This window comes from Phytohabitans flavus (assembly GCF_011764545.1).
In the GTDB taxonomy this organism is placed as follows: Bacteria; Actinomycetota; Actinomycetes; order Mycobacteriales; family Micromonosporaceae; genus Phytohabitans; species Phytohabitans flavus.
Window position 1 is genome coordinate 7,933,886 of record NZ_AP022870.1, and the last position, 17,010, is coordinate 7,950,895.

A 17,010-nucleotide genomic window follows, 5' to 3' on the forward strand; every position below is an offset into this window, starting at 1 on the left:
TCGCGGTGCCGCCGGAAAGCATCCAGGATGGGCTTTTCCTGGGGATGTCGAGCCTGGTAGTGCGGGGACCAGGCAGGCCGCCGCCGGCCGGCCTAGGCTCGATGCGTGGACAGCAGCAACCAGCTCGGCGAGTTTCTGCGGGCGCGGCGCGAGCTGACCCGACCGGAAGACTTCGGCCTGCCGGACCCGGGCCGCCGGCGGGTGCCCGGTCTGCGCCGCGAAGAGGTGGCGCTGCTCGCCGGCATGAGCGCCGACTACTACATCCGGCTGGAGCAGGGCCGCGACAAGCACCCATCCGAGCAGGTGATCGAGGCGCTCGCCCGGGTCTTCACGCTGGACGACGAGGGCGTGGCGCACCTGCGCGCGCTGGCCAGTCCGGCGACCCGCCGCCGGCGCCGGCCCAGCCAGCCGGAGCGGATCAGCCCTCGGCTGGAGCGCCTGCTGGATGTCTGGACCGACACGCCGGCCCTGGTCGTGGGGCGCTACCTGGACGTGCTCGGCAACAACCGGCTCGCCGCCGCGCTCAACCGCTGCTCGGTCAAGGGGCAAAACCAGCTCCGGGTGATCTTCCTCGACCCAGAGACGCGGCAGATCTACGCCGACTGGGACAAGGTGGCGGCCGAGACGGTGGCCACGCTCCGTACGACGGCTGGCACCGACCTCGACGACCCGCGGCTGACCGAGCTTGTCGGCGAGCTGTCACTGAAGAGCGAAGACTTCCGCCGGCTGTGGGCGCGCCACGACGTGGGCGCCAAGACCGCCGGCACCAAGCGCTTCGTGCACCCGATGGTCGGGGAGCTGACGCTGGCGTTCGAGACGTTCGCGGTCAACGGACACCCGGGACAGTTCCTGATCGTCTACCACCCCGAGCCGGCCAGCCCCTCCGAGCGTGCGCTCAAGCTGCTGAGCAGTGCGACTGCCGAGGTCACTCTGCCAAGCCACGAATTGAGCGGTCGAGCAGCTCCACCGGGTGCATGATCAGCGGGCCGTCCCCGGCGTACCGGCGGATCTGTAGCAGGCACCCGGCGTTGCCGGTCGCGATCACGTCGGGGCGCGCGGACATCAGGTTTTCCGCCTTGCGCCGTCCGAGCTGCTCGGCCGTGCCGGCTTGGAGCAGGTTGTAGACGCCGGCTGAGCCGCAGCAGATCTTCTCCTCCGGTACGTCCACAAGCTCCACGCCGGGGATCGTGCGCAGTGCGTCGCGGGGCTCGCGGGTGATCCCCTGGGCGTTCGCGAGGTGGCAGGCGTCGTGGTACACCACGCGCAGCGGCAGCGGGTGCCGCTCGGCCACCGGCTCCAGCTCGGCGAGCACCTCGCTCACGTCCCGCACCCGCGCGGCCAAGGCGGCCGCCCGCTCGGCGTACCCGGGGTCGTCGTGCAGCAGCTCGCCGTACTCCTTGAGCACCGAACCGCAGCCCGCCACGTTGACCACGACCGTGTCGTACCCCTCGAACGCGTCGATCGTGCGCCGCGCGAAGGCCCGCGCCTCCTCGTCCCGCCCGGTGTGCAGGCTCAGCGCGCCGCAGCACCCCTGACCCTTCGGCACCGCGACGCGGCAGCCCTCGGCCGCGAGGACGCGCGCGGTCGCGTCGTTCACCGGCTTGAAGAAGACCCGCTGGGCGCAGCCGGTGAGCAGCGCCACGGTGCGGCGCGGCCTTGTCGGCGTCTTTTCTTGGGTACGGCTGACGAGGTCCCGAACGCGCACCGGTGGCAGCAGCCCTTCGAGCGCGCGTGCCCGGGCCGGCAGGCGGCCGAGCAGCCCTGAGCGGCGGGTCAGCCAGCGGAGGCCCAGCCGCTGGTAGAGCACCCCGGCCAGTGCGGCCGCGCGCAGCCTCCGGGGTACGGGAAGAGCGCGAACACCGCCGAGCGGAAGAACCTGTCGCGGGGCACCTCGCGGTCGAGCTGCGGGCGGGCCGACTCGATCAGCGCGTTGTACTTCACGCCCGAGGGCAGGCCGGCACGCAGGCCAGGCAGCCGAGGCAGGAGTCGAGGTGCTGGGTGACCGCCCCGGCGACCGGCGCATCGCCGCGAGTGGCGAGGTCCATGAGGTAGATGCGGCCGCGCGGCGACTCGGCCTCGTCGCCACTGATCACGTACGTGGGGCAGGTGGGCAGGCAGAAGCCACAGTGGACACACTCGTCGAGCAGCGCCCGGTCCAGGTCGAAAGCCACGCCTACCTCCTAGAACCACGGCCTGTAGCGCCCCGGGCCCAGCCGCCCATCCGGGTCGAACCGCTGCTTGACCGCCCGCATCAGCGGCACCGCCGCGTGTGGCTCACCCCACGCCTGTATGCCCGGAGGACTGCGCAGCACCGTCACCTGGGGGAACTCCGCGCGCAGCCCGTCAACGTCGGTCACCCCCAGCGTGTGTACGCCCACCGCCGCGCTGCTCGTCATGCTCGTCGCGTGCTTGGCGACGACGGCCAGTTGGCTGGGACGCGTGCCGCAGCGCACCACCAGGTCGCGGTCGCTCACCGCGGTCACCCGCCGCCAGGCCGCCTCGGCGTCCGCGACGGACAGTGTGGTACCGCCGGGCGTCGCGGTCGCCCGACGCTCCACACTGGACTCGACACCCTCGTACAAGGCGAGCAGCTCGCCGTCGCACCACTCCAGCGCGGCCGGCTCCAGCCGCGCCTCCAGCACCAGGCCCGTGTGGGTTACCGCCTCCGCCGCGTCGCAGAGGATCGAGACGGTACGGGAGGCGGGCGGCAGCGGGTGTGCCCGGAGCACGACCTCGGCGATCACCCCGAGCGTGCCGAACGAGCCGCAGAGCAGCTTGCCGAGGTCGTAGCCGGCGACGTTTTTGATCACGTGGCCGCCGGAGCGGGCGACCGTGCCGTCGGCGAGCACGACGGTGACGCCGATGAGCAGGTCGCGCGGCCCGCCGTACGCGTGTCGCAGCGGCCCCGAGTCAGCGGTGGCGACAAGCCCACCGATGGTGGCCTCTGTGCGGGCGGGGTCCAGACAGATCCGCTGGCCGGCGTCCGCCAGCTCCTGCTGAAGGGTGGTCAGGGGCGTGCCGGCCCGCACCGCGACAGTCATGTCCGCCGGGTTGTACGCGATCACGCCGGTGAGCCCGGTCGTCTCCAGCACATGGTCGGTCGGGTCGGGCGCACCGGCCCAGCCCTCGGCCGTACCCGCACCCATGACCAGCAGCGTGCCGTCCGTGTCGCGTACCGCGTCACGCAGCTCGGCGAGCGAGACCGGCCTCATAGCCGCTCGATGACGCCGGCCGCCTCCAGCGGGTGCGGCCGGTACGGCCCTGGCCGCTCGCCGCACAGCCGCGGGGTCGGGAAGACCTTGCCCGGGTTGCACAGCCCTTCCGGGTCGAACGCCGCGCGCAGCCGCCGCATCGTGTCCAGGTCGTCCGCCGAGAACATCCGCGGCATGGAGCACGCCTTGTCGGTACCGATGCCGTGCTCGCCGGAGAGCGAACCACCCAGCTCGACGCAGAGCTCCGCGATCGCTGTGGAGAGCGCCTCGGCCCGCTCGTGCTCGCCACGCTCCTCGCTGTAAAGCACGAGGGGGTGCAGGTTGCCGTCGCCGGCGTGGAAGACGTTGGCCACCTGGATGCCCGCCTCGTCGCCCATCTCGGCGATCCGGGTGAGCGCCTCGCCCAGCCGGGTACGCGGCACGACCCCGTCCTGCACGAAGTAGTTGGGGCTGAGCCGCCCCACCGCCGCGAACGCCGCCTTCCGCCCCTGCCAGATCTTCGCGCGGTGCTCGGCGTCCCGCGCGATCGTCACCCCGGTGGCCTTGGCGCAGAGCCGGGTGAGGTCGGCGAAGCGCGCCTCCACCTCGTCGGCCGGCCCGTCCAGCTCCACGATGAGCGCGGCCGCGGTGTCCGGGTCGAAGCCCGCGTCGACGGCCGCGTTGACCGCCTGGATCGCGAGGTTGTCCATCATCTCGATCGCCGCCGGCACGATCCCGGCGGCGATCACCGCGGTCACGGCGTCGCCGGCCTCCTTCGTCGAGTCGAAGTTGGCCACCAGCGTGCGCACGGTCGCCGGCGTGTGCAGCAGCCGCACGACAACACTTGTCACGATGCCGAGCGTGCCCTCGGTACCCACGAACGCGCCGAGCAGGTCGAATCCCGCCTGGTGCGGCGCGTCCCCGCCGAGCCGCGTGGCGGTGCCGTCCGGGAGGACCACGTCGACCGCGAGGATGTGGTTGACGGTGAAGCCGTACTTGAGGCAGTGCGCGCCGCCCGAGTTTTCCGCCACGTTGCCACCGATCGTGCAAACCTGCTGGCTGGACGGGTCGGGCGAGTAGTAGAGCCCGTACTTCGCGGCGGCGCGGCTGATGTCGAGGTTGGTGACCCCCGGCTCCACGGTCGCCCGCCGATCGACCGGGTCGACCTCCACGACGCGGCGGAGCCGCTGTAGCGAGATCACGACCCCGTCGGCGACGGGCAACGCTCCACCGGAGAGCCCGGTGCCCGCGCCCCTGGCGACGAAGGGCACGCGGTGCTTCGCACAGGCGGCGACGGCGGCCGCGACCTCGGCGGCATCGCGCGGCAGGGCAACGAGGGCCGGCACCACCCGGTAGCCGGTGAGGGCGTCACACTCGTACGTCCGCAGGTGCGCCGGGTCGGTGACGAGTCCATCCCGCCCGAGGCGGGCGGTGAGCTCGTCGCGCAGGTCGGTGAGAGACATCGCCTCCTCCTCCCGCCCCGACGCTAGCAGTCAGGCAGCGCGCCTGGCTATGCCAAGATCAGCGAAGGGCCGAATCGCCATGTGGCGAATGGGTGCATCTCTTTTGGCATTGATGAACATTGCCACTCGAAATGTCGTGATGGCGGCTTTCATCAATCAGTCACCGCTGCATACTGGCCACCGCGGGGCACGCTAGCACACTATGGATCCATGGGTGGGATTGGTGGCATCCGGTGCGAAGATATCCGCGCCGAAATGGAAGCGGAAACCTTGGTCAGGCGGATCGGTGGGCGGGAATTGCATTCCGGGATGCAATTGCAGGACAAGGCCGATCGTTCCTGTTCTCTGATGCAAGGCGCATGCTCGTCGCGGAACGACCATGAGTACGCGCGCTGACGACCCGGCGATCCGTGCCGAAGTGGCGGTGCGAACCACCAAGTGGATAGCGGCGTCGACTCTGGTGGTCTTCGTCAGCGCCGAGGCAAGTCTGAGAATGCTGCATGTCGATCTCATTCGAATGAGCATCGATGATCCTTCACTGGCTGCGGTGTGGCCGCCACTCGAACCTGGTGTGCCGCACGAGAAGGAGCGCCAGTACCTGTACGCCAATCTGATCTATCAGCATATCTGGCTGGGCTTGCGCATAAGCGACTACACCGAGGAGCAGATGCAGAACCACCTGCGCTACATCTTCACCAGCTCCCTGATGCGGGAGTACTGGCGCGCCGCCGCAAGGGCACGCACCTCGCTGGTCCCGGGTACGGCAGAGTACGCCTTCGCCGAGGCTGCGAATCGCATCTGCGGAGAGTACGAGGATCTTCTTGCCGCCGCGCGGTCAGCTGATCTCGGGCATGAACACGAAGCAGAGTCCAAGCGCTGGGAGCGCTTGGATGCGGATGTGCGACCGTGACGAATCCGTCTAGCTAGCGATCAGGGATGTCGCCCTTCGCGTGCAGCAGCGTATCCCGGCTGATGACGACGATGCGTTCGTAGCTCGCCCTGCCCGCGTCGGCGGGCAGGTGCCCCTCGAGCTCGGCAGTGGCGTCCGTGCCGATGATGGCGAACCGTCCGTCGCTCAGCTGGAAGATGTCAGGACACGTGCCGTTGTCGACGCTGCCACGCTCACGTGGGGTCGACCCCAAACGCCGTTCGATCTCGCCGAAGGGCGCGCCATGGTCAAGAGACACAAGCCGAGAGATTACCCAGGCCGGGTGTACGGGATCCTCCAGGGTGGACAGTAGTTTCCTCTCACAGTTGGAGGGGTAGGCCCACGTAGTTTTCGGCGAGGCTGGTGGCGGCGGGCTCCGACGTGGTCACGTACCGCAGCTGGGCCAGCTGTAGCTTCCGCGCGAATGCGTCGGCGTCCGGGGCCTGATGCAGCATGCTCGTCATCCACCAGGAGAAGTGCTCGGCCCGCCACACGCGGCGCAGGCACGTGTCGCTGTACGCGTCCAGCAGGTCCCTCCGGCCCTCGCGAAAGTACGCACCAAGCGCCTCCGCCAGCACCCACACGTCCGCGATCGCCAGGTTCATGCCCTTGGCGCCCGTGGGCGGCACGATGTGCGCGGCGTCGCCGGCCAGGAAAAGCTTGTCTTGGCGCATCGGCTCGGTGACCACGCTGCGCATTGTCGTGATGCCCTTCTCCAGGATCGGGCCGGTCGCCAGCGTGAAGCCGTCCGCGGACAGCCGGTGGCCCAGCTCGTCCCAGATGCGGGCGTCGGACCAGTCCTCGACGCGTTGGTCCGGCGCGACCTGGAGGTACAGGCGGGTGATCTCGGGCGTACGCATGCTGTGCAGCGCGAACCCCCGCTCGTGGTACGCATAGATCAGCTCGCTGTGTGACGGCGGCGCCATGGCCAGGACGCCCAGCCACGCGAACGGGTACTCGTGCTTGTGGACGGTCGCGTCCACGCGTGGCGCGCAGACGCCGTGCGAGCCGTCGCAGCCGGCGATGAAGTCGCACTCCAGGCGCTGCTCGGCGCCCTCGGCATCCGTGAAGGTGATGAGCGGCGTGGCGGGGTCGACCGTCACGCCGGACACCTCGAAGTGCAGCGGCTCGCCGGCCGCGACCCGGGCCGCGATGAGGTCCTTGACGACCTCCTGTTGCCCGTACACCGTGATGGTCTTGCCGGTCAGCTCGGTGAGCGCGACGCGGTGGTCGGCCCCGTCGAAACGCAGCGATATGCCGTGGTGTGGCATGCCCTCCCGGTCGAGGCGGTCGGCGACGCCGGCCTCTCGCAGCAGCTCGACGGTGGGGTGCTCGAGCACGCCGGCGCGCACCCGCCGCTCGACGTGCTCGCGACCGCGTAGCTCCAGCACCACCGAGTCGATGCCGCCTAGCCACAGCAGGTGGGCCAGCATCAGGCCGGCGGGTCCGGCGCCGACGATCGCAACCTGGGTACGCATGCCAGCATGCTGCCCCGTCGATGGCCTTCGCGCTAGGAGACCTCCGGCCCCCGCTTGCGAAGCTCGGCGACCGCGCCCATCGCGTCGCGCAGCTCGTCGAGCCAGGTGTTGGTGTGCTCGCCGACGAGCCGGACGCACCAGGCGAGCGCGTCCGAGCGGGAGCGGGCCACGCCCGCCTCGACTAGCGTGTCGAGCACCTGGCGCTCGGGCTGGCGGAGCCGGGTCATGACCGGCGCGGAGAAGTTGGTAAAGAGGGTGCTGGTGCCGCCGCACTCGGCGCCCCAGGCCACCTTGCGCTGGTAGCGGCGCTCCAGCTGCTGTGCGATCTTGATCCGCCGGTCGCGGGTGTCCTCGCGATGCTGGTTGATGCGGCCGGCCTCGGCGGCGGCCTTGTCCGCGTCGCTCGCGCCCTCGGCGAGCTGGGGCTCGGGCAGCCGCCCGACGATCACAATCTCGTCCCGGTCGATGACGATCTCGGGTGGCTCGGCGAACCACCCCTCCGGCACCGCACCCGTGACCCACGCCGCCGCGTCATCTGCCGGCGGCGGCTCCTGGCGGGATCCCGCCCACGTCCTATCGCGCATGATTACACAATTACACTGCAACGCGCCTTACACAAGGGCGGCCGGCAGCGGCTGTGTGTGGACCACCGAGAGGCGGGATACGGCCCGGGTGAGCACCACGTACAGGCGGTGGAGTCCGCGCGGCTCAGCCGCCACGATCTCCGCCGGCTCGGCGACCACCACGTGGTCGTACTCCAGACCCTTGACCAGGCTCGCCGGCACCACCGTGACCCGCGCCGCCTGGTCGTCGAGGCCCGCGGCCGCCACACCAGCCGCGACCAGCGCCGCGCGCAGCCGGTCGGCCGCCGCGTCGGCCGCGATCACCGCCACCGACCCCTCGTGCGCGAGCGCCGCCCGCACCTCACCCACCGTCGCGGCATCCAGGTCATCCGCCGCGCGAACGGTGAGCTCGCCGTCATGCCGCAAAGACCGCGCCTCTGGTACGTCCACCGCGAGCGCGGGCAGCAGCCGGTTGGCGAGGGCGACGACCGCCTCGGGTACCCGGAAGCCGATCGTCAGCGGTACCACCGGCGCGTCCGGCTTGCCGAGGTGACGCAGCGACTCACGCCAGTCCGTGGCGGCCCACGGTGCGGTGCCCTGCGCGAGGTCGCCGAGGAGGGTGATCGAGCCGTGCTCGCTGCGGCGGGCGATCGCGCGGCACTGCATGGCGGAAAGGTCCTGCGCCTCGTCGAGCACCACGTGGCCGAAGCCGGTGGGGCGCTCGATCAGCCCGGCCGCCTCGTCCAGCAGTACCGCGTCGGCCGCGCTCCACCGCGCCGCCTTGGGGGTACGCGCCGGCTTCGTCCACAGTAGAGCCGCCTGCTCGTCTGGCGTGAGCGCGTCGCCGGCCGCGCGGGCGAGCCTCTCGGGGTCGGCGAGGAGGCCGTACACAAGTCCTTCTGGCGTAGCGGCCGGCCACACCGCGTCCAGAAACTCCGTCACCGGCTTGACCCGCGCCATCCGCCGCAGCCACGCGTCGCCCGGCGAGTCGCCGCGGCGGGCCTCGCTCTGCCGCTGGAGGAGACCGACGACACGGGCGCGCACCCGCTCGCGGCCCGTCTCGTACGGCAGCCCTTCCCGGCGCGCCTCGTCGACGACACGGCGCAGTGGCTCCTCGGCGATGCGCCAGCGGTACGAGCCGTCGGAGACCACGATCGGCGCATCGGGCTTGCGGATGTTGCCCCACAGCGCGCGGTGCAGTACGCCGGCCATCCGCTCGTCGTGCTTGAGCGCGGCCACCTCGGGCAGATCGCTCGCGCGTACCGGCACGCGCGTGATCAGGTTCTCCAGCGTGGTCTGCGCCACCTCGACCTCGCCGAGCGCGGGCAGGACAGCGGAGATGTACGACAGGAACGCCCGGTTGGGTCCCACGATGAGCACGCCGTTGCGGCGCAGCCGCTCGCGGTGCAGGTACAGCAGGTAGGCGGCCCGGTGCAGCCCGACCGCGGTCTTGCCCGTGCCCGGCGCCCCCTGCACGCAGATCGAGTCGGCCAGGTCCGCGCGAACGAGTTCGTCCTGCTCCGGCTGGATGGTGGCGACGATGTCCCGCATCGGCCCCACACGTGGCCGCTCGATCTCCGCGGTCAGGATGCGGCTGGCGGTGCCGAGCTCCTCGCCCCGGTCGAGATGCTCGTCCTCGAAGCTGGTCAGGACACCACCGCTGTACCCGAAGCGGCGCCGCACGTGCACGTCCTGCGGGTCGCGGACGCTGGCCCGGTAGAAGGCCCGCGAGATCGGCGCCCGCCAGTCGAGCACCATCGGCTCGCCGGTCGCGTCCACGACGTGCCGCCGTCCGATGTGGTGGTCGCTCTCGGTGAAGTGCAGCCGCCCGAAGAAGAGCGGCGTGTCGGGGTTGTCGGCCAGCTCGGCCACCCGGCGGGAGAGCTCCCGCCCAAGCGTCTCGGCCGCGTACGAGTCGCCGGCAACCTGGTCGCCGGTCGCGAATAGGGACTCGGCCCGCTCCCGCATCCGCCGGAGCGCCACCCGGGAGGCGGCCAAATGTTGTTGTTCGGCAGTGAGCTCGGTGTCCAGATCCTGTGCGGGCACGGTCATCCTTCAGCAGTCGGATTTTGAGACCGCTCGCGTATCCAGGGGCGCTCGTTTGACCCCGGCGCGTAGGGACGCCCGATGCGGTGCATTCTCACCACGGCCGTCAAGCGAAGGTTCGACGCTACCCGCCTCCCACCAGCCATTCCACCCAATTAGACAGGCGACACGGTGGCGCTCGCGCTCGTGACTTAATAATATCCTTAACATGGGGAGGTGACCGCACGGAGTGGGAGATCCTGATGACCGATCAGGTGGAAGCTGAAGGAACGGCAGGGGGAGATTGGCGATGAGCGGCGTTAAGCGGTGGCGCGACACCGACCACCTGGCGCGCGCGGTGGAGACGGCGGGTGGCCAGGAGACGTTTGATGCCTCTGTCGGCGAGATGCTCGACGAGGCTCGCGGCTGGCGCCTCGCCGAGCTGCGCAAGCGGCGTGGCATGACCCAGGACCAGGTGGCCTCCCGCATGGGTGTGTCGGTCGCGCGTGTCTCCCAGATAGAAGCGGGTGCCGTCTCCACGCAGGACGTCCTCGGCCGCTACATCGCTGCCCTCGGCGGCACGCTGAAGCTGATCGCGGACTTCGGTGACGAGCAGCTCAAGGTCGCGTAGGGCGCTGCACGAAGTGGCGGAGCAGCAGGAGCAGCAGCGGATAACGATCACGGACCCGCAGGTGATGCGGGCCCTCGCGCACCCGGCGCGGCTGGCGATCATGGAAGAGCTGGGGACCGGTGGTGGGGGGTTGACCGCTACCGAGGCGGCGGAGGTGGCTGGCCTGTCGCCCAGCGCGACCAGCTACCACCTGCGTGCGCTGGCGCGGTACGGGCTTGTCGAGGAGGCGCCGAGCCGTGGGGACGCACGGGAGCGGGTCTGGCGCAGCACGGTCCACTCCTGGCAGGTGGACTCCGGGGCGTCAGACGACCCGGAGACGCAGGCGGCCGAGGGGGCGCTGGTCGACGCGTACCTCGCACGGGAGGTCGAGCGGATCCGCGACTGGCGTGCCCGGGCGGGGGACGAGCCGGCGGAGTGGTCGTCGGCCGCGCTGATGAGCGAGTCGGTGCTGCTGCTTAGCGCCGACGAGCTGAAGTCGTTCAACGACGAGGTGTTGCGGCTGATCGAGCCGTACAAGCGGCGGCACCGCATCGCCGCTCCACCGGAGGGGGCGCGGACCGTGGTCGTCACGTACAAGGCGGTGCCGCTCGACTGAACCCAAAGGCTTGCCCGAGCAGATGTGAAGCATTACTTTCGAAGTATGTCTTTCGCATCTGCGGACCCGTCGCGTTCAGCTGGGGGTTGGCGGGACGTCTACCTCGCGGCCGGCGCACGTGGGATCTCGACCTGCGGTGACTTCCTCGCCGCGACGGCCCTCGCGCTCGCTCTCCACTCGGCGGGCGCGGGCGGGCTGGCCGTCTCCGGGCTGATGCTGGCGGCGGTCCTGCCGCTCGTCGTTCTGGCGCCGCTCGCCGGGCGACTCGCCGACCGTGTGGACAGCCGCACCCTGCTGGTCGGGGCGGGTGCCGGCCAGGCGGCGATCTGTGTCGCGCTGGCGTACGCCGATGGCACCGCACTGATCATCGCGCTGGTGGCGCTGCTGGCCTGCGGGCTCGCGGTGACCCAGCCGACGATCGCCGCGCTGCTGCCGGAGATGGTGCGGCGGGACGACCTGCCCCGGGCCACGGCCGTCAACCAGACCGCCGGGTCGGTCGGCGCGCTGGTCGGGCCCGCGCTCGCCGGCCTGCTCGTCGGGGAGTTCGGCACGAGGATCCCGCTGCTCGTCGACGGTGCGAGCTATCTCGCCCTCATCGCGGCGGGACTTCTCGTGCGTACCAGAAGAAACGCTGGAACTGGCGCGAAGCCGGCAGCAGCCGGCGGTGCTCGCGACGCGTGGCGGCTGCGCCGGGATCCGATGGTGGTGGCGGTGATCGCGGCCGTCGCCGCGACGGTGGCCGGGGTTGGCGCGGTGAACGTCGTGGAGATCTTCTTCGTCCGGGAGACGCTGGGCGCCTCGACGACCGCGTTCGGGCTGGTCCAGGCTGCGTGGACGGCCGGCATGCTGGGCGGCGCCTGGCTGCTGGCCCGATCCGCCAAGCGGGCCGCCGACGACGGGGCGCTGGTCAACGGGCTGGTGCTGATGCTCGGGCTGTGCTGCCTGGCGGTGCTGGCCGGCGCGGCCGTGCCCGCTGTCGGGTGGCTCGTTCCGCTCTGGCTGGCCGGCGGCGTGCTCAACGGCGGCCTCAGTGTCTTCCTCGCGATGGTGATGGCTCGCCGGGTGCCGGCGGAGGCGCGCGGGCGGGCGTTCGCGGTGCTGGGGGCGGCGGTCCAGGGTGCCGGCATGCTCGGGTACCTGGCCGGCGGGCTGCTGCTGGGGAGCTTCGCGCCGCGCCCGCTGGTCGCCGCGTGCGGGCTCGCCGGCCTTGTCGTCGTCGCTCTGGTGGCGGTGCCGGTCGCGCGTGCGGTACGGAGGGAACGAAACGGGCAACGGGGGCAGAACGGGGAGCAGGCGCCGCGCCGGGACGATGCGGCGTGGACCACTTCTGCGACATCCGCCTGATTCCTGACGCCTACCGGCCGATACGGTGGGGATCATGAGGCGCCCACGAGTCGGCCACATCCAGTTCCTCAACTGCCTGCCGATCTACTGGGGCCTCATGCGGTCCGGTGCTCTCATCGACGTCGACCTGCATAAGGACTCGCCCGACCGGCTCAGCGCCGCGCTCGTCGCAGGTGATCTGGACATCGGGCCGATCTCGCTGGTCGAGTACCTGCGCAACGCCGACGACCTGCTGCTCCTGCCCGACCTCGCGGTCGGCAGCGACGGGCCGGTGCTCTCGGTCAACGTGGTCTCCACCCGCCCGCTGCCCGACCTCGACGGTGCCAAGGTGGCGCTCGGCTCGACCTCGCGCACGGGCGTGCTGCTCGCCCAGATGCTGCTCGCCGACCGGTACGGCGCCGAGCCTGAGTACTTCAGCTGCCCGCCCGACCTCACCCAGATGCTGCTGGAGGCGGACGCCGGCGTGCTGATCGGCGACGTGGCGCTGCGCGCGCTGTACGAGGCGCCCCGCCGCGGCCTTTCCGTCACCGACCTCGGCCAGGCGTGGCGGGAGTGGACCGGCCTGCCGATGGTCTTCGCGGTGTGGGCGGTGCGCCGCGACTTCGCCGCCGACCACCCGGGCGTGGTCAAGGAGGTACACGAGTCGTTCCTGCACTCGCGCGACCTCTGCCTCTCTGAGCTCGACGAGGTGGCGGCGAGCGCCGCGCGCTGGGAGCCCTTCGACGCGGCCACACTGGCCTCGTACTTCCGGGTGCTGGACTTTTCGCTCGGCGACCGCCAGGTCGGCGGGCTGCGCGAGTTCGCCCGGCGGGCGGCCGAGCGGGGCGACGTGCCGCCACTGCCCGCCGAAGGTCCGGCGTTCTTCAGCTCTTGAGCTGGCTGGCCACGTCCCGGCAGATCTTGGCGCCGTACTCGTAGCCGAGGCTGACCGGGTACCGGGTCATCACGCCCATCGTCCAGCCGTCGCCGATCGCGAGGCAGTTGACGTGCCACTCACCGAGCGCGTCGCGGGTCACCCAGCCGTTCTTGATCGCGATGCTCTTCTGGGTGCTCGCCGGGAACGCCTTCCGGATCCCGAAGTCACCGACCCCGCGCACCGCGCGCATCTCGCTGAGCAGCCACTTCGTCCACTTCGGACCGGCGGCGCGGCCGTCCGCGATGCAGACGCCCAGCCGGGCGGTGTCGCGGGGGAGAGCCGGGTGTTGCTCCACATGTTCTTGTACCCGCTGCTGTCGGTCAGCTTGCACGTCTTGATGAGCCGCCCGATCGAGGCGGAGCCACCGACCGCCTCCCAGAGCGACTGCGCCGCCTCGTTGTCGCTGTCCCGGATCATGATCGTGAGCTGCTGCATGCGGGCCGCGCTTGGCGTCTGTCCGCTCTCCGCGGCCCGGCGCAGGTAGTCCGCCCCGATCCACGACTTGATCAGTGAGGCGGTCGTATTGGTCTCGCTCATGTTGGACGAGCCGTAGATCTTGCCGGTGCGACGGTCGATCATCGCCCACGACCACCAGCCGCTGGCCTTGATCGTGACCTTGCCGGCGTGTACGGCCAGCGGCTTGAGCGTCGGCGACGGCGTGGGCGATGCCGACAGCGATGGAGTCGGCTCGGCCGAGGCGGGCCCTGACCCGGATGCCGATGGGGCCGGCGGGGTGGCGCTCTCCCATCGCGAGGCAGCCTCCGCGGCGAGCGGGGAGCCGGGCAGCGTACGCAGGCCGACACCGGCGAGCGCCACGCCCATCAGCGCCATCGCACCGAGCAGCCACCACATCCACCGGCCGCCTTGCCGCCTTGCCGTCATTTCGACTACCTCCGGACGAGCTGTTCGGTGATGGTGCGGCAGACGTTGGCGCCGTAGTCGAGACCGTGCTCGGCGGGGTAGCGGAGCATTATCGCGAGCACCCAGTCGTCGGCCACGGCCAGGCAGTTGACGTGCCAGTTGCCGTCGGCCCAGATCGACGTCCAGCCGTTTTTGATCGCGACGCCCTGCTGGACGATCTCGTCGGGGAGGCCGTCGATGATGCCCCACCGGCCGCCGGCCGACTTCTCGTGCTGGTCCTTCGTCGCGGTCGTGCCGCGGACGAGCGTCATCTCGTTGAGCACCCACGCCGTCCACTTCGGCCCGGCGGCGGTGCCGTTCTTGACGCACTCGCCCAGCCGCACCGCGTCGCGCGGGGACATCTGGGTGTAGCTCCACCAGCCCGACCGGCCGATGCTCGTCTCGGTCATCCCGCACATAGAGATCATTCGCTGGACGACCTCGTCGCCGCCGCCGGCCAGGTACAGCGACTGGGCCGCGTCGTTGTCGCTGTCGCGGATCGCCGCGCTCGCCTGCGCCAGTCGCTCGGTCGAGGGCTCGGGGGTGCGGCGGAGGTAGTCCGCGACGAGCCAAATTTTGATCATCGACTCGGTCGAGCTCGTCGCGGTCATGTTGTCCGAGCCGGCGATGGCCCCGGTCTGGCGGTCGAGCAGGGCCCAAGCGGCAAACCCGTCGACGGAGACCTCGACCGGGCCGGCGGCGAGCGTGGGCACGGGAGCCTCCGGCGACGCAGACGGCGAAGCGGACCGCGGCAGTGTCGCGGATGGGGACGGCACAGCGCCACCCGCGCCGGCGCCATTGGCGGCCGGCGTCGCGGGGTCGTCGCCCCGGCGCGCGAACACGGCGGGGGCGGCGAATAGGGCTACGGCGCCGATTAAGAGAGTGGCGACCGCGAGCACCATTGCGCGAAAACGCATGGGGGACTTTTCCATTTGGGTCAGTGCCGGGGAGTAACCGTGAGGAGTCTACGGCTCCAAACCTGGCGCGTCAGGGCCCGGAGCTGCGGATTCTCCCTGGCTGGCACTGTTTTCAGTGCTTATGGACCAATAGATTCCGGTATTGCCGAAGAGTCCGTGACGTGGCTCACTCCGCATTGGATACCTAAAGTAATTGTCCAGTTACTTTCCGCGTCACTGCCCTGGCCGTCGAGCCGGTTCACCATCGTGTACGACAACCGGTACGCGCGCAGCGTCATGTTCGCCGAGGAACTGGCCGACCTGAAGGATGTCCACCCGGAGCGGCTGCACGTGGTGCACGTGCTCTCCCGGGAGCCGCAGGAGGCGCGGCTGCTATCCGGCCGGATCGACGCGGCAAGGCTGGCCGAGCTGCTGTAGACGCTGGTGCCGGCGGAGCGGATCGACTACGACGCCTGAGGCTCGGCGCCCTTCTCGTCCGGCTTTTCGTCGTCTTCTGGCGGTGACGGACGCACCCGTCCGGTCGTTAGGCCGTATATGGCGAGTGCGGCACCCAGGGACGCGAGCGGCAGGGCCGGCATCGCATACCTCGACTCATACATGCCGATCGCCACCGTGAGGAGAGTCAGGCCGGTACCGGCGAAGAACAGGAGGACCACGTCGAGCTTGATCCGGCCGGGCGTGCTGGGGCCCTGCACGCGCCAGCGGAAGAACCGCAGGCCGGAGATGAGTGCCGCGAGCGCGAGCAGCAGGCTGATCGAGAGCGTGCTCGGGATGAGCCGCCCGTACAGGCCCCACTGATGCAGGGCCCCGGTCAACGCCGTCGGCTCTGGCCCGTTCTTCGGGTCGGCCGCCTCTCTCTGGAAGTCAGCGCGCGCCTGCGACGGATAGCAGCGGTTGGGAACGGTGAGCGTGTCGCGGAACCCGTCCGGTGGCGTCCAGCGCAGCCGCAGGCAGTCGTTGTCAGGCCCGAGCCGGAAGCCGGGGATGAAGTGCGCGAGGCTTTCCTTGCCCACCGAACGCAGGTAGTCGCCGGGCTGCTGGCGGATCACCGACAACGAGAAGCTGGTGTAGAGCTTTTCGCCCTCCGGCGTGTACGCCATGTAGCGGCGCTTCGGCGGGGCCGTCCAGAAGTACGCGTCGGCTCGGTCGAAATGCCTGGTCGGGCAGAGCGCCTGCTGCTCGTAGGTGAGCTCGATCCGGGAGCAGTCGGCGATCATCGCGGCTCGCCCGTAGAGGGCGATGCCGGTCTGCGAGCCGTAGACGCTCTGCCGGTCGCCGATCCAGTTCATCACCAGCAGGTACGGGATCGCGAACGCGACCGAGTACGCGACGAGCGAGCGCCAGCCCACCCAGCGCACGAGCAGCACGATCCCGACCAGGATCACCACGGGCAGCGCGGTCGGTTTGGTGTACCACGCGGCGGCCAGGAGCAGCCCGGCCGACCCGGTCGCCCACCAGCGCGGCTTCCTGTCCCACAGCACGATGATGACGGCCAGGGCGATAAAGACCGTGAGGATCTGGTCGGGCAGCAGGTAGTGCTCGACGGTGAGGTAGAGGGAGTCGAAGAGCACCGGGACGATCGCCAGGCAGCCCAGCCAGCGGGGTGCGCCGCGGTGCAGCAGGAAGGCGTACATCGCGGTGGCGAGCACGAGCCCGGCCAGGTGCTGAAGAAAGATCAGCGACATGAACGTGTGGGTGGGCTCAAGGATCTTCAGCGCCACCACGTAGCCGAGGGCCCGGGTCGAGCTGGGGGCGAGCGCCTTCTCGGACATCTGGACGTATACGCCGCTGTCGCCGAAATACCAGAACGCTGGCTTGTACGAGAGCATGAACAGGGCACGAAGTACGCCGCCGAGCAGGATGAGCGCGAGAAACGCGCTATGGCGGCGAAGGAACTGGCCTAGCAGCTCCAGCCGCCGTCGGCGGGGTTTGTCAGCGTCTACCGTCTGCGCCTCCACGTCAGGACTGAGGGTGGCGGTCACGGATCGCCTCACTTCCATGGCGGTCAGCCGCCAGACTAGGAGCCCTTTGCTCGCACTTGAGGCGATTTGGGCAAGCC

At 70.5% G+C, this 17,010-nt stretch carries 17 protein-coding genes and 2 pseudogenes; 7 read left to right on the forward strand and 12 right to left on the reverse strand.

Going from position 1 to position 17,010, the window contains the following annotated elements; all coding sequences use genetic code 11:
- The first annotated feature begins 105 nt into the window (after nt 1-105).
- Complete coding sequence (locus tag Pflav_RS35105; RefSeq protein ID WP_173041009.1) at nt 106-978, forward strand: helix-turn-helix transcriptional regulator; 873 nt, start codon at nt 106-108, stop codon at nt 976-978.
- Here the strand turns inward: Pflav_RS35105 and Pflav_RS35110 are convergent.
- Genes Pflav_RS35110 through Pflav_RS35120 form a run of 5 tightly spaced genes read right to left on the reverse strand, consistent with a single transcriptional unit; the run spans nt 926 to nt 4,654 of the window.
- Nucleotides 926-1,807 carry a (Fe-S)-binding protein gene (locus Pflav_RS35110; RefSeq protein ID WP_197938819.1) on the reverse strand — a complete coding sequence of 294 codons (882 nt, stop codon included), beginning with the start codon at nt 1,805-1,807 and terminating at the stop codon, nt 926-928. The genes Pflav_RS35105 and Pflav_RS35110 overlap by 53 nt on opposite strands.
- A complete protein-coding gene (locus Pflav_RS44260) occupies nt 1,774-1,941 on the reverse strand; it encodes a hypothetical protein (protein ID WP_197938820.1) in 168 nt (55 codons plus the stop codon). The genes Pflav_RS35110 and Pflav_RS44260 overlap by 34 nt, the downstream gene beginning before the upstream one ends.
- Nucleotides 1,938-2,171: a 4Fe-4S dicluster domain-containing protein gene (locus Pflav_RS44265; protein WP_232072273.1), complete on the reverse strand. Its 234-nt coding sequence runs from the start codon at nt 2,169-2,171 to the stop codon at nt 1,938-1,940. Before Pflav_RS44265 ends, Pflav_RS44260 begins: the two co-directional genes overlap by 4 nt.
- A 9-nt stretch (nt 2,172-2,180) precedes the next feature.
- Nucleotides 2,181-3,212 carry an FAD-binding oxidoreductase gene (locus tag Pflav_RS35115; protein ID WP_173041010.1) on the reverse strand — a complete coding sequence of 344 codons (1,032 nt, stop codon included), beginning with the start codon at nt 3,210-3,212 and terminating at the stop codon, nt 2,181-2,183.
- Nucleotides 3,209-4,654 carry an FAD-linked oxidase C-terminal domain-containing protein gene (locus Pflav_RS35120; protein ID WP_173041011.1) on the reverse strand — a complete coding sequence of 482 codons (1,446 nt, stop codon included), beginning with the start codon at nt 4,652-4,654 and terminating at the stop codon, nt 3,209-3,211. The genes Pflav_RS35115 and Pflav_RS35120 overlap by 4 nt, the downstream gene beginning before the upstream one ends.
- Before the next feature lie 379 nt (nt 4,655-5,033).
- On the opposite strand from Pflav_RS35120, the gene Pflav_RS35125 reads away from it, so the two are divergent.
- On the forward strand, nt 5,034-5,564 hold the full coding sequence (locus Pflav_RS35125; RefSeq protein WP_173041012.1) for a DUF6082 family protein: 531 nt from the start codon (nt 5,034-5,036) through the stop codon (nt 5,562-5,564).
- A 13-nt stretch (nt 5,565-5,577) separates the two neighbouring features.
- Here Pflav_RS35125 and Pflav_RS35130 read toward each other — a convergent pair whose 3' ends face one another.
- From Pflav_RS35130 to Pflav_RS35145, 4 genes are all read right to left on the reverse strand, one after another.
- The gene (locus Pflav_RS35130) at nt 5,578-5,841 is read right to left on the reverse strand and encodes a hypothetical protein (protein WP_173041013.1); all 264 of its coding nucleotides are present in this window, start codon (nt 5,839-5,841) and stop codon (nt 5,578-5,580) included.
- A 61-nt stretch (nt 5,842-5,902) separates the two neighbouring features.
- Complete coding sequence (locus Pflav_RS35135) at nt 5,903-7,060, reverse strand: 4-hydroxybenzoate 3-monooxygenase (RefSeq protein WP_173041014.1); 1,158 nt, start codon at nt 7,058-7,060, stop codon at nt 5,903-5,905.
- A gap of 32 nt (nt 7,061-7,092) precedes the next feature.
- On the reverse strand, nt 7,093-7,644 hold the full coding sequence (locus Pflav_RS35140; protein ID WP_173041015.1) for a hypothetical protein: 552 nt from the start codon (nt 7,642-7,644) through the stop codon (nt 7,093-7,095).
- Nucleotides 7,645-7,671: 27 nt separating this feature from the next.
- Entirely contained in the window at nt 7,672-9,675 is a 2,004-nt protein-coding gene (locus Pflav_RS35145) for a HelD family protein (protein ID WP_173041016.1), read from the reverse strand.
- 283 nt (nt 9,676-9,958) lie between these two features.
- Between Pflav_RS35145 and Pflav_RS35150 the strand changes: the two genes are divergently transcribed.
- Genes Pflav_RS35150 through Pflav_RS35165 form a run of 4 tightly spaced genes read left to right on the forward strand, consistent with a single transcriptional unit; the run spans nt 9,959 to nt 13,092 of the window.
- Nucleotides 9,959-10,279, forward strand: coding sequence for a transcriptional regulator (locus Pflav_RS35150; protein WP_173041017.1), 321 nt, complete (start codon nt 9,959-9,961; stop codon nt 10,277-10,279).
- Nucleotides 10,280-10,292: 13 nt separating this feature from the next.
- Complete coding sequence (locus Pflav_RS35155; protein ID WP_332107823.1) at nt 10,293-10,874, forward strand: ArsR/SmtB family transcription factor; 582 nt, start codon at nt 10,293-10,295, stop codon at nt 10,872-10,874.
- Between the two features lie 45 nt (nt 10,875-10,919).
- The gene (locus tag Pflav_RS35160; protein ID WP_173041018.1) at nt 10,920-12,218 is read left to right on the forward strand and encodes an MFS transporter; all 1,299 of its coding nucleotides are present in this window, start codon (nt 10,920-10,922) and stop codon (nt 12,216-12,218) included.
- A gap of 34 nt (nt 12,219-12,252) precedes the next feature.
- Complete coding sequence (locus Pflav_RS35165) at nt 12,253-13,092, forward strand: menaquinone biosynthetic enzyme MqnA/MqnD family protein (RefSeq protein WP_173041019.1); 840 nt, start codon at nt 12,253-12,255, stop codon at nt 13,090-13,092.
- Here Pflav_RS35165 and Pflav_RS35170 read toward each other — a convergent pair.
- A pseudogene (locus tag Pflav_RS35170) lies at nt 13,082-14,016 on the reverse strand (serine hydrolase). The gene Pflav_RS35165 and the pseudogene Pflav_RS35170 overlap by 11 nt on opposite strands.
- Before the next feature lie 5 nt (nt 14,017-14,021).
- Nucleotides 14,022-14,951, reverse strand: coding sequence for a serine hydrolase (locus Pflav_RS35175; protein WP_173041020.1), 930 nt, complete (start codon nt 14,949-14,951; stop codon nt 14,022-14,024).
- 225 nt (nt 14,952-15,176) lie between these two features.
- Between Pflav_RS35175 and Pflav_RS46635 the strand changes: the two are divergent.
- A pseudogene (locus tag Pflav_RS46635) lies at nt 15,177-15,365 on the forward strand (phenylacetic acid degradation protein); the annotation flags it as partial.
- Between the two features lie 29 nt (nt 15,366-15,394).
- Here the strand turns inward: Pflav_RS46635 and Pflav_RS35185 are convergent.
- Nucleotides 15,395-16,933, reverse strand: coding sequence for a phospholipid carrier-dependent glycosyltransferase (locus Pflav_RS35185; RefSeq protein WP_173041022.1), 1,539 nt, complete (start codon nt 16,931-16,933; stop codon nt 15,395-15,397).
- Between the last annotated feature and the right edge of the window lie 77 nt (nt 16,934-17,010).

Bases quoted from the DNA above. Each gene is read 5' to 3' on its own strand.
- Pflav_RS35135 (WP_173041014.1), bottom strand. From the start codon at position 7,060: ATGCGTACCCAGGTTGCGATCGTCGGCGCCGGACCCGCCGGCCTGATG.
- Pflav_RS35120 (WP_173041011.1), bottom strand. From the start codon at position 4,654: ATGTCTCTCACCGACCTGCGCGACGAGCTCACCGCCCGCCTCGGGCGG.
- Pflav_RS35175 (WP_173041020.1), bottom strand. From the start codon at position 14,951: ATGCGTTTTCGCGCAATGGTGCTCGCGGTCGCCACTCTCTTAATCGGC.
- Pflav_RS35140 (WP_173041015.1), bottom strand. From the start codon at position 7,644: ATGCGCGATAGGACGTGGGCGGGATCCCGCCAGGAGCCGCCGCCGGCA.
- Pflav_RS35125 (WP_173041012.1), top strand. From the start codon at position 5,034: ATGAGTACGCGCGCTGACGACCCGGCGATCCGTGCCGAAGTGGCGGTG.
- Pflav_RS35145 (WP_173041016.1), bottom strand. From the start codon at position 9,675: ATGACCGTGCCCGCACAGGATCTGGACACCGAGCTCACTGCCGAACAA.
- Pflav_RS35115 (WP_173041010.1), bottom strand. From the start codon at position 3,212: ATGAGGCCGGTCTCGCTCGCCGAGCTGCGTGACGCGGTACGCGACACG.
- Pflav_RS35150 (WP_173041017.1), top strand. From the start codon at position 9,959: ATGAGCGGCGTTAAGCGGTGGCGCGACACCGACCACCTGGCGCGCGCG.
- Pflav_RS35160 (WP_173041018.1), top strand. From the start codon at position 10,920: ATGTCTTTCGCATCTGCGGACCCGTCGCGTTCAGCTGGGGGTTGGCGG.
- Pflav_RS35165 (WP_173041019.1), top strand. From the start codon at position 12,253: ATGAGGCGCCCACGAGTCGGCCACATCCAGTTCCTCAACTGCCTGCCG.